Genomic DNA, 12,834 nt, shown 5'->3' on the forward strand with positions numbered 1-12,834 from the left:
CGAGAGGGGTAAAGCTTGGGTCAGCTACGCCAATGGTGGAGGCGCAAGGGTTGGGGGCTGCTCCTGTCTGCTTTGGCCATAGGGGCGGCCCTAGGCCTGCGCCAAACGAAGGGATCTCTGTTGGTGGAATTGTACACTCGGCTTACGGCCCTGGCCCGTCCAGCGGTAGATCCCGAGGAGGTGCTCAGGCAGGCTGCTAGCCGTGAGCTGCAGGCCCTAATAGTCGAGCTGCAGCACCAAAACCGCGAGCTAAGGCGACTGCTGCAGCTTGCTCAGCAAGGACCCCCCCAGGTGAGGATCCCAGCGGCGGTGGTGGGCCGCAGTGCCGATCACTGGTGGCAGCAGCTGACTCTTGACCGCGGCAGCCAGCAAGGGGTCAAGGTAGGGGACGTGGTTGTGGCGCCAGGAGGATTGATTGGGCGGGTTGAGGCGGTAACCCCTAACAGCAGTCGCGTGCTGCTTATTAGCGATCCCACCAGTCGAGTTGGGGTGATGCTAAGCCGCAGCCGGCAGATGGGAATCCTGCGGGGCACGGGCAGCCAGGAGGCCATTTTGGACTTCTTTGATAAGAATCCCCAAGTAGAGGTGGGTGATGTAGTGGTCACCTCAGGCCTGAGCAGCCTCTACCCACCGGGGATTGTCGTGGGAACGGTTCGAGCCGTTAACTTGGATGCTAGCCCTGCTCCGCAGGCTACAGTTGAACTATCGGCGCCGCTAGGTTTTCTGGAATGGGCCTTGGTCTACCCCTATGTTCAACCTGCGGCTTCCCAATCTTAAGCCCTACCTCAACTGGCTGGTTACCGTTCTATCGGGGCTGTTGGCAGCGGTGGCTCCTTGGTGGCGGGGGCCGGGCTTAGAGCTGGCGGGCCTGACTCCCGATTGGCCCTTGATTTGGGTGGTGTGCTGGAGTGTGCGGCGCAAAGCTTGGCAGGGGGCTGTTGCCGGGATCACCCTAGGGTTCCTGCAGGACGCCCTCACTAACCCTTATCCTACCCATGCTCTGGGGCTAGCCGTGGTTGGGATCCTCGCGGCCAGGTTGCAGAAACAGCGCTATGTGCAAGAGGACTTTATCTCCATAGCTCTGATTGTCTTTGGCATGGTGGTGATTGCCGAAACGCTAATGGCGCTGCAATGGATGTGGCTAAGTGTCTTTGCGCCGGCGGGGGCTGGAGGGGACGGATTGGCCAGCTCCTTGGCAGAGAGCACTGGCCCCCGCTCCCTGGAGAGCATCTGGTGGAACCATCAACGCAATGTCCTTACATCGGCCATTTTAAGTAGCCTGTGGGCACCGGCTTTGTACTGGCCTCTCAAGTGTTGGTGGCAATCCCAAGAGCGGGAGCTGCACTAGCTTGCAAAGGAAGAGGCGGGCTAGCCCAGTACCCAGCGCTGCAGGGCAATGCCAAGGAGCAAGCCCAGGCCGCCAAAGCGCACCACCTGCCAAAAGGTGGCGGGAACGGGGTTAAACACTTCTAGTAGATAGGCTTGCAGGCGTTGTTCCAATTGGCTGACTTCCGCCTGCAGCTCGGCCCATTGGTCAGGGGAAAGCTGGGACAGGCGCTCCAGCTCGCGCAGGTCGGCTAGCCGTGCTTGCAAGGTCTGGAGCTTGGCTTGCAGATCCTCAAGCGGATCTGGGGAAGCGGGGGGAGCGGTCACGGCTGTGGCTTAGCTGCAGTGGCGGGCAAGCGAGAAAATCCGGTCTGAATTTCGTTGAAGGGCTTAGCTTGGATCACCCCTGGGGGAAGAGGATCCAGGTGGAAGAGAGCGCGGATGGCGTTTTCCACTTCCGTGATGGGACGGTTGCCGATGGACTGATAGACAAGCTTGCCCTGGGAGTCAAAAAGAAGGGTTTGGGGAACTCGGCCGCTGTAGTACTGGCCGCGCTCGTCCCCAGGCAGGAGGGAATCAACAGAATAGGGAATGAAATAGACTGCCCGGCCATAGCGAACTTGCAGGCTGGCTAGGGTGGCAGCGTACTTTTTGCAATCGCTGCTGTCGTCGATGTAGTACACGAGGAGGGCCGGGATCCCTTGTTCTTTTGCCTGCTTGAGGGAGACGCGCGGCGGAACCATGCCGCCGTTGGAGCCGTAGAGGGCAAAGATGTTGCCGTCGTAGCGGTCGTCGTTGAGGAGGGCGCTGGCGGGAGGAGACAACCAGCCTGTTAAAGCCACGCACAAGACCACCAGGAAAAGACGCAACAACAGCATAATCCGGAGAAGATTGCCGGGCAACGGCAAGAGAGGGGCTCTCTCATTCTGCCATTTTGCTTTGGCACCGCCGCGTTCTCCAACTTGGGGTGGGTTATGGACGACCCGCCGTTGTTTGCCCACCAGCCGGATGTAGTCCTTGGGAAAACGGCTGAGGCACTGCTCGACAGCCTGACAGGCAGCGGCCCATTCTTTTAGGTGGGCAACTCCACACTCCTGCCAGGAATGAACCCGGTAGCGGCGCGGATCCGCGTGCTCCACCTGGATCTCGTATCCTTGCGCCGAATGTGGGCCTGCACGTCTGGGCTGAGGGAAACGGGGGCAGGCTCGAGTGAGTGAGCAGCCGCAGGAGGAGGGAATGGCGGGGCGGGGAAGCGGGGGGCGCCTCCTGGGAGGAGGAGCGCTTGAGGCCAAGGTATTCTTCGGAGAGGCGGCGGGCTTCTACCCGTTGTTGCTCGGTTTTGAGCTGGTGGCCGGCCTGGATCATCGCGGCGGCGGAAAGTGGGGGGCGCCTTCTTTGCTTTTGAGCAGGCGAAAGGCAATCCCTTCTAGGCCGACTTCCATACCTGCTCGTCGTAAAGTTGGGCGCGCAGGGCGCCGAAAAAGTCGATGGCCTGTTCGGGAAAAGTGTCCACCAGGCGCTCGACTTCCTCCAGCGACAGCCCGTCGGCCTGAAAAATGCCGTGGACAATGTGAATGCGGTTCCCAATAGAACTTGCGCATGCGCCCATCGCGGATGAGGGGGGCATAGAGGGTGGAAAAGTCGTTACCGGTGGCGATGATGGGCACCCGCGGCAGGGGCTTGGGATCGTAGCTGCCGGGAAGCTGCACGTTGGTGGGGTTGTCGGCAATGTTCATCAAGGTGGCGCTGACCAGTTGCGTGTTGACGGTGTACTGGGTCATGGTGTTCAGGCGGCCAGCACCAGCATCCAGGTCATTGATCATCAGCACGGCCATCTGGCCAAATTTGCGGATGGGCTCGGCGGCCTCCCGGTAGCGCAGGCGAATCATGCGAGCCGGATCGCCGGCATCGGGGCTTTCCAACTCGCCGCCGGAGATATGAACGGCATAGACCTTCATGCGCTCGAAAATTAGGTTGCATTGGAAGGTCTTGCCCTCACCCTTACGCCCGTGGATGCCCAAGATAAGCGGACCCCTGCGGAAATTGTCTGAGGGCGGCAGGGGCAGGGAAAATAGGCAAAGGGAAAGAGTGCCCACATGGGCGTTGCCAGAGGATTGCGCGGGAGGTTAGGTTTTGTAACAGTTTTCCGGCAGAGCGACCCCAGAGATGGCAACCCAAGCTTTTCTGCCGCTCTGGTTAGGCCGGCTTAGACGAAAAGCTGTCCATCTGAGGGTGAGATCTTGCTGTTGAATTGCCTAGATCCTGTGTTGCTGGCTGTCGAAGCCGCTGCTTCCGTTGAGCCGCCAGTGGAAGACAACCTCTCTCCCCTGATCTTGGTGGCGGTGCTACTGGCGTTGGTGGTCATCTACTTGGCCAGCCGCATCGCCGGAGAAATTGCCGTTCGCCTCAGCTTCCCCCCGGTGCTGGGAGAGTTGCTGGGGGGTGTCCTGGTAGGCGGCTCTGGCCTGGGGCTGCTGGTCTTTCCAGAAGGGCCAGTCTCCCCCGAGACGCTGCCTAGCTTGGCCCACTCCTCCGCCTTGATGCAACTGCTGCAAGTGACTGCCGGCCTCGACGAGGGATCCCTTGGGTCGGTGTTTGCCTCCCAGGTCGAGATCCTCGACGTCCTCGCCGAGATTGGGGTGGTCATTCTCCTATTTGAGATTGGCCTCGAGTCGGATCTGGGAGAACTGCTGCGGGTTGGCCCGCAGGCAGCGGCCGTGGCCGTCATTGGGGTTGCTGTCCCCTTTGCGGCGGGAACCCTGGGCCTGCTCTATCTCTTTCACGTGCCCACCATCCCTGCCATCTTTGCCGGGGCGGCTCTGACGGCAACCAGCATTGGCATCACCGCCCGCGTCTTGGCCGAGCTACAAAAACTCACCTCCCCCGAAGGCCAGGTCATCATTGGCGCCGCCGTCCTGGACGACGTGTTGGGCATCATCATCTTGGCTGTGGTGGCGGGCTTAGCCAAAACCGGAGAGGTTGACGTTGCCAATGCTGGCCTCATCATCGTCAGCGCCGTCGTCTTTCTGGTCGGCTCCATTGTCTTGGGGCGCCTCCTCAGCCCCTACTTTGTGGCCCTTCTCAACCACCTGAGAACCCGCGGCAACCCCCTTTTGCCCGCTCTGGTGTTGGCTTTCCTGTTGGCCTACGTGGGGCAGGTGATCCACCTGGAGGCGATTTTGGGCGCTTTTGCCGCCGGCCTAATTTTGGGGGAAACCGACAAGCGACAGGCGCTAGAAGAACAGATCAAACCCGTTTCCGACCTGCTGGTGCCCATCTTCTTCGTCTGTGTTGGGGCCAAAACCAACCTCGCTGTCCTTAACCCCGCCATCCCTGCTAACCGGGAGGGGTTGATCATTGCCGTCTTCTTGGTTAGCGTTGCCATTTTTGGCAAGCTGGCCGCTGGCCTGGGGGCGTTTGGCAAGCCGGGCATTAGCCGTTATGCTGTCGGCGTGGGCATGATTCCCCGCGGCGAAGTGGGCCTGGTGTTTGCCGGCGTGGGAGCGGCCAGCGGCGTTCTCTCTGAGGCTCTCGACGTCAGCATCATCGTCATGGTGATTGCCACCACCTTCATCGCTCCCCTCTGGTTGCGGGGGGTGCTGGTGGGCGGGGACAACACATCTCCCTCCCTCTTGGAACTCCAGGCGGAGGCCACGGAGCCAAACCGCAAAGACGCTGCCAGTGCCCCAGAGCTCGCTCCCCCAGACTCAGGACGGGTGGGTATTCCTGAGGGTTAATCAACCCCTCAGTTGCCGCCAGATAGCCTGTACCAGCAGCCGCAGAGGGTTGCGCCGACGTGGTTTCCCATCTCGGATCCTGTCCTTCGTCTCCGCTTGTGGCGCCATCACTTGCACTGACGGCGGGTCGAACCGCTGTATTGTGGTTGAGCGTCGATCCACCACCTCTGCCTTAACGCTGCGGAAGCCCACAGCCTGGAGACACTGCTGAAAATCGGCATCGCAGGAGCGGCGAACATAGTATTGCAGCCGCACCTGATCCCCCAACAGGATCTCCGTCCTTGAGATCCCAGCTCAGACATCTCTGCCCGTTCACTGAGATGCCGTTGGTGCTGCGCTTGCCCTCAAGATTGCCGTCCAGCAGCCGGTAGGTATACTGCCCGTCCTTGTGCAGTAGCCGCAACAGCAGTGCATGTTGCCGGGAAACAGCTGCCGAATGGATGACAATAGCGTTGCTGGGATCCCTGCCGATGGAGTAAGTGGCCGCGCTGAGGGCCACGGCCCGCCGTCCCTGCTCGTCGTCGATCACTAGCACATGCCAAGTCTGGGGTGAAGAGAAGGCGGAGTCGGTAGGCATGGTCTGGGCATTGGCCGGGGGTTAGCTCCGCCGAGGGGAGACTCGGCAAAAGAGAGGCTTTCCCTCATAATGATAGGACAGGGCTCCCCTAGCAGTGAGCAATTGTAAACAGCAGCTATGACTTCAGCTTCATCCCTTCTCCAAGACCTGCCCCCCATCTACCCCGGGGTGGCTGTGCGGGTCATCAATCCCAACGACACCTACTACCTTTTTGAAGGACAAGTGCAGCGGGTTACCGACGACCACGCTGCTGTCCTCTTTGAGGGCGGCAACTGGGATAAATTGGTAACCTTCCGCCTCACGGAACTGGAAGTGGTGGACAAATCCCGTCGCTAGCTCGGTTTTCCATGCGTAGCCATTGGCAGGAACCATTCCTCTGGATCCATGCTGCGGGGATCCTCCTCTTTCCCGTGTGGATGGGGCTAACCGTCATTGGGTTGGCCACGGGAGATCCCCTCCTGCCGGTGGGAGTGGAGCAGGCGGCGGTGGCCGTGGCAGGTATTGGACCAGTATTTGCTATGCAGTGGCGCCGGCCCTTCTACATCTTTAGCCTAGGGGTGGTTGCCCTTCCTCCCAAGGAGCTCTCTCCTGAGCAGCGCCGCCTCTTGGCCGCTTTCCTCAGCCCCGAACACAAGGTCTTAGCGGTGTTGGCGGCGTTCCTACTGCTGGAAGTCTTGGAGCGTCTTTATGACTTGGCTCCCCTCTTTGCTCCCCTTACCCCCGGTGGCGGCAGCCGGCTGGCTGGTCTAGTCATTGCCGCCTTCGGCTTTTGGGGGGCCAATGTGTTTTTGCAGATCCCTCTTGCCGTGGTGCGGGTTCTTTTCTTGAGCGACCTGGAGCTGGCCCAGATCGATCCCCTCCCTGCTGAAGCGATTGAAAGCCGCTTTTCCCTCTTTGGTGATCGCCACAACCTGTTGCTGCAGCGGCTGCTGCGCCGCGTCACCACGCCGGGGTTCCAACCCAGCCATAAAGCAGAAACTGGCCCAGAGCCAGCTTCCCCAGCCGAGACGGCCACCCTCTAGAGCACGGCCTTCCCTCAGGCCAGCTTTGGGGACGGATTTCTGCCCCAAAGAGGCCGCAGCTCGATGTTAGATTGGAGGGGAGCCGGTTATCCCCTTTCTCCCGACCTGCGAGGCTAGCGCACCAGCAATGGCAAGCAACTTTTCCTTCCGCTTTAAACAATTTGCCCAACGCCTCAGAGAAACTACCCAACTGCCCCACTTTTTTAGCGACCAAGCCACCAGTGAAACCCAAAACCTGGCGCGGGAGTTGGCTATGGTTGGGGAATACGCCACCCAGCTCAGCCAGGTGGTGATGGAGGTGGACTTCCTCAACCAGCTCTATACCCGTCTCCTGAACGAGCGCGAAGTGCTGCAGCAGGAAAAAGAGAACTTGGAGGCGCGGGTCTTTGAGTTGCAGCAGGAGCGCAACGAGATTGAGCCCCAGGTGATGTACCTGCGGGAGCAACTAAGCCAAGTTGCCTTGCAACTGGAGCAAACCCAAAACCGCGAGCGCAGCCTCAGTGAGCGGGAACGACAACTGTCGGAAATTGTTGCGCAACTGGAGCGGCGGCGGGCCGTGCTCAACCAGGCTATTGAAAACCTTACTAACCAGGAGGCCGACTACACTGTCCGCAATAAAGAGCTGGAAGCTGTGATCAAAGACAACGAACGCAAAGCCCAGCAGTACCTAGAGGCCGCCAACCACTACCGTGCCTACTTGGAAGAGCTAAACGCCCAGATCCAGGAAGCCCAGGCCAAGCTGAGGAGCCTTGGGGTTGAGCCCAAACCGGCTGACCTGCCGCGGCTTGAGGATATGGAAAAGCCAACTCCCGTCCCGCCGCCGCCGCCCTCTACCCCTCTTGGCTATCCACCCCCCCCCCCTCAACCCTCTCCTCCCCCCCCGCCAGGTGGCTATTGGCAGGAGAGCCCCTTCGATGACGATCCCTGGGGCTAGCTGGCAATTGTTACTTGGCAGCAGGTATTGACTTATCCGGGGGAGGAGAAAGCGGTGTTGGATCCAACATCACAAACAGAAACGACTCCAGCCCCGCCAGGTAGGTGAGCACCTGCTCCTGGGCCGCTTCTAGCTCTAGCTGGTTGGCGCGGGCCGCCTGCTCAATTAGGCTAGCCACCGCCACTGGCCCCTGCAACAGGGATCCCAGCCAGGCCATTTGGGGGGCTGGTATGATCAGGCGCCCGCGGCTGGCCCCCGGCCAATTCATGGTAAACTCCAGCTTCTTGTCGTGGGCCTGGGCAAAGTTGTGGCGAAACTCGGCGTTGTCTGTCAGGATGGGGTTGAGCTGCACCCTGCCCCCCAGCCAGTCGGCGTCGCTCCAGGGCAAGACCAGGGAAGAGCCGGGGTGCTCCGCCCAAAAGTCGATTAGGCGGTGGTTGGGGCAAATTAGCTCGTAGAAGTGGTTTTGCTCGGCAGAGGAAAGCTTGTCCAGCTCCGCCTGCAGCCAAGCCGGCATGGCCCTGTCTTTGAAGAGTAGTGTCGGATCCCAGTCGGCGTAGTCCACTAGGCAAACCAAGCCCAGCTCCGCCTCTTGAAGCAGGCGCAGGAGATCCGGGATCAAAAACCCTTTGTCGCCGGGCAAGAGGTAGTTGGCGCGGATGTTGGTGTCGTCGCTGTAGATCTTGGGATCCCAGTGCAGGGCGGCCCGCAGCTCGTCGGAAGCCAGGCTGGCCATGAACTCCCGCACCCGCCGGCAGGCTTCGGGGGTGGGCAGCTCAAACAGGCCCAGCAGCCGGAACGCCTCCTGCAGGCGGAAGATCACCTGCCGCTGGTAGGCGTGGTGTAGGTTGGCCCGTAGGATCCCGTCCGGCTTGAGCACCCGCTTAAGTGCTTTCAAGCCCGCCACGGGATCCTCAAGCAGATAGAGCACGTCGTTGAGGCTGATGAAGTCAAACTGCTGCCCCAGTTGTTCAATCTCCAACAGGTTGAGGACATGCAGCTCCACCTCCCCAAAGCCGTGGTAGCGCAGGCGCCGCTCCGTTGCCTGCACCGACGCCGGTGAGAGGTCACAGGCCACCAGCCGCGCCCCAGGGTTGGCCTCCGCCAAGAGCAGGGTCTCCCAGCCGGAGCCACAGCCAACATTGAGAATAGCAATCCCCTCGCTGGGCAGGATGGCGCGGGTACGGGCGTATTGGGCCGTCGTCCAGCTCAGGCGGTACAGGCTGCCGATGGCGCTGCGGCCCGAGGCCTCAATGGGCACGTTGGGATAGGGCAGTTCCTCGTAGAGTTGCCGCAAAGACTCGGTTGTGCTGCCGGCCATGGGATCCCTCCCTATGCTACTGCCTCAGAAACGCCGCGATGGCGTCCGCAATGGCCTCGTTGCCCCCCCGATCCAGCTCTTCTGCCCCCTGGGGGGGGTGAGGGGGATCCCGCAAGAAGTCCCAGGATCCCGCAAAGAACTCTTCCGGCGAGAGGATACGATGCCAACCGTAGCGCCGCAATCCCTCCACCAGGAGGGGCGACTCCGCAAAGCCGGAACGGTTGACACAGGCCATGGGGATCCCACAGCGCAGCGCCTCCGCTAGGGTGCCATAGCCCGGCTTGGACACCACCCAGCGGCAGAGGGGCATGACATCCACCGGGCGCCACCTCTGCCCGTCCAAAACCTGCAGGTTGGGCAAAGGGGGAGCCTTGGGGTCGAAGGTGAGAAACTGCCAGTCGGGAAAATCCAAAAGCCGCTCATAGGGCAAGCCCTGCAGCCCCAGCCCGCCAAAGGTTAACAAAACCGTGGGCCGCTCCCGCTCCAGTCCTAGGCGCTCAGCCACCTCCTCGGCCAAGTAGCGGGGATCCGACCCCGTCAACCCCACGGGTTCCTGGTGGGGAAAGGCGCCCATAGGCTCAGCAAAGGGCAGGCGAAACAGCCGCTGGCAGCGCCCGTACAGCTCGCGGATCCAGCTTACAAAGGGCTGAAACTGGGGGCCGTACTCTTGATAGATAAAGTCCCAGCCGAAGTTACTGGCCATCCAGCAGGGGATCCCGGCAGCCTCGGCAATAGCAGCAGCAAGCGGCGGCACATCCCCTAGCAGCAACGGCACCCCCTGGCGGCGGATGAACTCCGCCTCTTCTTGGATGAGGTCGGCAGACCCCGCTTGGAACGCCCGCAGGGCCACCAAGGTTGCCGGCAGATCTGCCTGCAGGCCATCCGGCTGCACGACCCCCACATCCAAGGCCCGCGGCCGATGCAGAAACTCCCCTTCCCCGTAGCGCTCCAGCAGCCAAGCGGGGGCCGGCGTCACCCAAATGGGCAGGATCTGCGGCTCCCGCCGCCGCAAAGCGTTGACCACCGCCGCCAGGCGAGTGACGTGCCCAAACCCATGGGCCGTAGCTGCCACATACAGAGGAACTGGATTCACCGCCATAGCCCTAGGAAAGCACAGGCTGAGACTTTTCCCGCCGGGATCCCCAGAGGTTGCTGGCCAAGATGAGGCCCAGGCCCAGCACCGATCCTGGCGCGATCGGCTCCTGCAACAGCACCGCAATCAGCCCCAGCGACAGGAATGGCGTGACATAGACCCAATTGGCCAGGGATCCGCGCTCGTCCGCCAGCTCCAGCGCCCGCAGCCAGAACACAAAAGTCAGGCCCATCTCCGCCAAGCCAATGTAGGCCGCCCAGCCCAGCCCTGCTAGGGTCCACCTCAGCTCCTGAAAGGGCAATAGCGCCAGGCAATAGCCGCTGCCGAAGACAAACCCCAGGAACAGCTTCAGCACGGCATCCCGCCCATCCCGCACATTGAGTAGCCAGTAGAGGGCCCAAATAGCGGCGCTGCCCACCACCAGCCCCACTCCCCAGGGATCCTCCACCTGCAGCGTGCCCCAGGATCCGCCTGTAGCCACCAGCACCACCCCCACCAGGCTCGTCCCCAAGGCCAGCAGCAGCCGCCCGCGCAGGCGCTCCCCCAACAGCGGCACCGCCAAGAGAGCCAGTAGCAGCGGCCAGGTGTAATTTAAAGCCAGCGCCGCCTGGGCCGAGAGGCGATCATAGGCTTGGAAGAGCACCCCGTAGTAGCCAAACGGGTTGAGCAGCCCCTGCAGCGCCGACAGGCCAATCTGGGATCCCTTCTGTTGGGCAATAAGAGGCGCCCGCCCTGTTACCACCAGAACCATCCCCAAGATCAGGCAGGAGCTACACGCCGAAAAAATCAGCAAGACCGTCGGCGAGAGGTGCTGCAACCCCAACTTAAAGGCACTGGCCGCCGTGGCCCAGCCCAAGATAGCTGCCGCCAGGTAGGCGTAGGCCCGCCAGGGATCCCTGCCCATCAAAAGCTGTCCAGCTCCCTGTCTTCTGCCTTTGGCCTTGCTCCGCTGGGAAGGCCCAGCCGTGGCGCCACCACCCAGACATAGAGCAGGTAGCCCAGCCCCGCCACCACCGCCCACCGGAAGACCGTGGCGAAAACCCGGAAGACTAGCCCCACCAGCAGAATACAGCCCAAAATGGCCAAAACCGTCAGCAGTGGGCGCCACCACGTCCAAGCGACGTTTTTCCTCTGCGGCGAAGTCGATGCTCTCAGATCCCCAAAGGCCGCGGCCGCCTGCTCCAGCTCGCTCTCCAGCTGCTTTAGCCGTTCCTGTTCTGAGGAAGCAAGATCCGACATAGGGAGCAGTCTCCAGGATACAGGGCCATCTCCATCTTACGGGCTCTTCCCCAACACAAGACAGGCTAGGCCCGCGCCGACAGGATCTCTTGGGCCATGGCGCGGAACGGATCCAAAGCCGGGCCAGGGCGGCGGTTGGGACGTGGCGGCGGGATCTCGTTGGGCACAAATGGCTTCTCGACCACTACCTTGGGCTTGGCAGGCGTAGCCTTAGCAGGGGTTGCCGACTGGGTTGGAGCGGATTGGGCAGGTGCCGGGCGGAAAGGCCCGGTAATGAAGTCCACCAAGCCGCCGAAGAGAATGCCAAAGAAGGAAAATAGGCCGCCAAACAGCTTTTTGAGAATGCCCATAGCCAATTGCGAAAAGCAACTTAGCACCCATTATTGTGAGCAACAGGCCCCTTGGCTATGGGTAAATATGCTCAGGAGGGATCCCCCACCTCGCCCCCTGCAGCGTCAAAGCGCCGCAGCGGTAGGGCCAACTCCAGCTCCTGCAGCTCCAGGGGTTCCAAGAGAGGCCGGCTGCGCCCCAGCTCAAAGGCATCGGCTGCCGCCGGGTTCACCGCGTAGCCCATATCCGCCATTGCTCCCACCGTAAGGATGCTCAAAGGATTGGGCCCGCCCCGGTCGAGGCGGCTGGTCATCAGCTCGCGGCCCAAGACGCTCTCCCGCCAGTGGGAATCGCGGGATCCCTCCCCAAACTGGTTCTCCAAAGGAACAGAGGGGGCATTGCCTCCTAGCGTGGTGAAAGCCTCAACTGCCCGCGGGCCGAGAAAGCGGGGGTCATAGCCCGGTGGCGTCGGCTGCTCCGGCCCCACCAAGCCCAGCGTCAGCCCCTTGGGATTCCAGACGCTGGGCAAAAAGCCAAGGGCATGGCCCAGCTCGTGCAGGGCGGTGATGGGCAGATCCCCCCGCTCTTCCAAAGCCGAGAGGTTTTGGCTGTTGAACACAACCACAGAGTAGAAAGGCAGGCCATTGGAGGCCCGCACAAAACAGGGAGCTGCTCCCCCCAAAATCCGCTGGTTGCCCAGGTCTCTTGCCCGCACCTCCACTAGCAGATCGTCGATGGGAAAATTGAGCGCTGTGCTGGGAAACCCTGCGGCACACTCGCCGGCTGGGATATTGGTGGGCCCCAGATCCGGCTGATCCCCGACAATGATCTCCTGCCACCTCAAGGCTGCGCTGCGGACAATGGCTTGCTGGCTGGGAGTGAGGCTGTTGTCGGGAAAGCGAACGTCAAGGGTGAACTGGGAAACAGGGGTAGCCAGCGGCGAAGGCACAGCTGGAGGAGAAGGGGGAAAGACGCCTACGGAAGAGAACCCCCCCTTGCCCCCGCAGGCCTTGAGCAGCAGGAGCAGCAGCACAGCCATGAGGAATCCCAGCAGGCGCCGGCTCCCAAGTTTCACCCTCTCCTCCAACCCAAAGGCTCTATAACTAGACCATGACTGGCTGCTTTTCAACGTAAGGCGCGGGATTCCCCACCGTCTATACAGTGGGGAGGGATAGCGTCTCCTGACTGATTCTGGATATATCGCTTCACAATTTCTAGAGGTGCACCGCCCAATGCACTTAGAATCATGCCAAAG

17 protein-coding genes and 1 pseudogene are annotated in these 12,834 nt (G+C 61.5%); 6 read left to right on the forward strand and 12 right to left on the reverse strand.

Annotated elements, in window-relative coordinates; all coding sequences use genetic code 11:
• Window positions 1-72: 72 nt before the first annotated feature.
• Window positions 73-777 (forward strand): rod shape-determining protein MreC, encoded by a 705-nt coding sequence (mreC, locus tag NW822_RS02125; RefSeq protein WP_414403351.1) that lies wholly within the window; start codon window positions 73-75, stop codon window positions 775-777.
• Window positions 749-1,348, forward strand: coding sequence for a rod shape-determining protein MreD (mreD, locus tag NW822_RS02130; RefSeq protein WP_414361866.1), 600 nt, complete (start codon window positions 749-751; stop codon window positions 1,346-1,348). The genes mreC and mreD overlap by 29 nt, the downstream gene beginning before the upstream one ends.
• Window positions 1,349-1,368: 20 nt before the next feature.
• On the opposite strand, the gene NW822_RS02135 is transcribed toward mreD, so the two are convergent.
• The 4 genes and pseudogenes from NW822_RS02135 to NW822_RS02150 all read right to left on the reverse strand — a co-directional run.
• Window positions 1,369-1,653, reverse strand: coding sequence for a hypothetical protein (locus NW822_RS02135; protein WP_414361864.1), 285 nt, complete (start codon window positions 1,651-1,653; stop codon window positions 1,369-1,371).
• A complete protein-coding gene (locus NW822_RS02140; RefSeq protein WP_414403352.1) occupies window positions 1,650-2,618 on the reverse strand; it encodes a thylakoid membrane photosystem I accumulation factor in 969 nt (322 codons plus the stop codon). The genes NW822_RS02135 and NW822_RS02140 overlap by 4 nt, the downstream gene beginning before the upstream one ends.
• Window positions 2,619-2,752: 134 nt before the next feature.
• Window positions 2,753-2,953: a hypothetical protein gene (locus tag NW822_RS02145; protein ID WP_414403373.1), complete on the reverse strand. Its 201-nt coding sequence runs from the start codon at window positions 2,951-2,953 to the stop codon at window positions 2,753-2,755.
• Between the two features lie 19 nt (window positions 2,954-2,972).
• A pseudogene (locus NW822_RS02150) lies at window positions 2,973-3,284 on the reverse strand (ribulose 1,5-bisphosphate carboxylase); the annotation flags it as partial.
• Between the two features lie 306 nt (window positions 3,285-3,590).
• Between NW822_RS02150 and NW822_RS02155 the strand changes: the two are divergent.
• The gene (locus tag NW822_RS02155; RefSeq protein ID WP_414403353.1) at window positions 3,591-5,063 is read left to right on the forward strand and encodes a cation:proton antiporter; all 1,473 of its coding nucleotides are present in this window, start codon (window positions 3,591-3,593) and stop codon (window positions 5,061-5,063) included.
• On the opposite strand, the gene NW822_RS02160 is transcribed toward NW822_RS02155, so the two are convergent.
• Both NW822_RS02160 and NW822_RS02165 read right to left on the reverse strand, forming a co-directional pair.
• Window positions 5,064-5,318: a hypothetical protein gene (locus NW822_RS02160; protein ID WP_414362079.1), complete on the reverse strand. Its 255-nt coding sequence runs from the start codon at window positions 5,316-5,318 to the stop codon at window positions 5,064-5,066.
• Complete coding sequence (locus NW822_RS02165) at window positions 5,236-5,535, reverse strand: FHA domain-containing protein (RefSeq protein ID WP_414403374.1); 300 nt, start codon at window positions 5,533-5,535, stop codon at window positions 5,236-5,238. Before NW822_RS02165 ends, NW822_RS02160 begins: the two co-directional genes overlap by 83 nt.
• A 222-nt stretch (window positions 5,536-5,757) precedes the next feature.
• Here NW822_RS02165 and NW822_RS02170 point away from each other — a divergent pair, with 222 nt between their 5' ends.
• The 3 genes from NW822_RS02170 (at window position 5,758) to NW822_RS02180 (ending at window position 7,596) form a co-directional block, all read left to right on the forward strand.
• Window positions 5,758-5,976 (forward strand): NAD(P)H dehydrogenase subunit NdhS, encoded by a 219-nt coding sequence (locus NW822_RS02170; RefSeq protein WP_414403354.1) that lies wholly within the window; start codon window positions 5,758-5,760, stop codon window positions 5,974-5,976.
• Window positions 5,977-5,987: 11 nt separating this feature from the next.
• Window positions 5,988-6,662: a low-complexity tail membrane protein gene (locus tag NW822_RS02175; protein ID WP_414403355.1), complete on the forward strand. Its 675-nt coding sequence runs from the start codon at window positions 5,988-5,990 to the stop codon at window positions 6,660-6,662.
• A 127-nt stretch (window positions 6,663-6,789) separates the two neighbouring features.
• Window positions 6,790-7,596 (forward strand): hypothetical protein, encoded by an 807-nt coding sequence (locus tag NW822_RS02180; RefSeq protein WP_414361854.1) that lies wholly within the window; start codon window positions 6,790-6,792, stop codon window positions 7,594-7,596.
• A 10-nt stretch (window positions 7,597-7,606) separates the two neighbouring features.
• On the opposite strand, the gene NW822_RS02185 is transcribed toward NW822_RS02180, so the two are convergent.
• The 6 genes from NW822_RS02185 to NW822_RS02210 form a co-directional block, all read right to left on the reverse strand.
• Window positions 7,607-8,917 (reverse strand): class I SAM-dependent methyltransferase, encoded by a 1,311-nt coding sequence (locus tag NW822_RS02185; protein WP_414403356.1) that lies wholly within the window; start codon window positions 8,915-8,917, stop codon window positions 7,607-7,609.
• Between the two features lie 16 nt (window positions 8,918-8,933).
• On the reverse strand, window positions 8,934-10,016 hold the full coding sequence (locus tag NW822_RS02190) for a glycosyl transferase (RefSeq protein ID WP_414403357.1): 1,083 nt from the start codon (window positions 10,014-10,016) through the stop codon (window positions 8,934-8,936).
• Between the two features lie 4 nt (window positions 10,017-10,020).
• Window positions 10,021-10,914 (reverse strand): DMT family transporter, encoded by an 894-nt coding sequence (locus tag NW822_RS02195; RefSeq protein ID WP_414403358.1) that lies wholly within the window; start codon window positions 10,912-10,914, stop codon window positions 10,021-10,023.
• On the reverse strand, window positions 10,914-11,249 hold the full coding sequence (locus NW822_RS02200) for a hypothetical protein (protein WP_414403359.1): 336 nt from the start codon (window positions 11,247-11,249) through the stop codon (window positions 10,914-10,916). Before NW822_RS02200 ends, NW822_RS02195 begins: the two co-directional genes overlap by 1 nt.
• A 65-nt stretch (window positions 11,250-11,314) precedes the next feature.
• Window positions 11,315-11,599 (reverse strand): hypothetical protein, encoded by a 285-nt coding sequence (locus NW822_RS02205; protein ID WP_414403360.1) that lies wholly within the window; start codon window positions 11,597-11,599, stop codon window positions 11,315-11,317.
• 71 nt (window positions 11,600-11,670) lie between these two features.
• Window positions 11,671-12,654, reverse strand: a complete 984-nt coding sequence (locus NW822_RS02210; RefSeq protein ID WP_414403361.1) for a leishmanolysin-related zinc metalloendopeptidase — start codon at window positions 12,652-12,654, stop codon at window positions 11,671-11,673.
• Window positions 12,655-12,834 lie beyond the last annotated feature (180 nt).

Origin of the sequence: Synechococcus sp. H70.2 (assembly GCF_047462275.1) — a bacterium.
Lineage (GTDB): Bacteria > Cyanobacteriota > Cyanobacteriia > Thermostichales > Thermostichaceae > Thermostichus.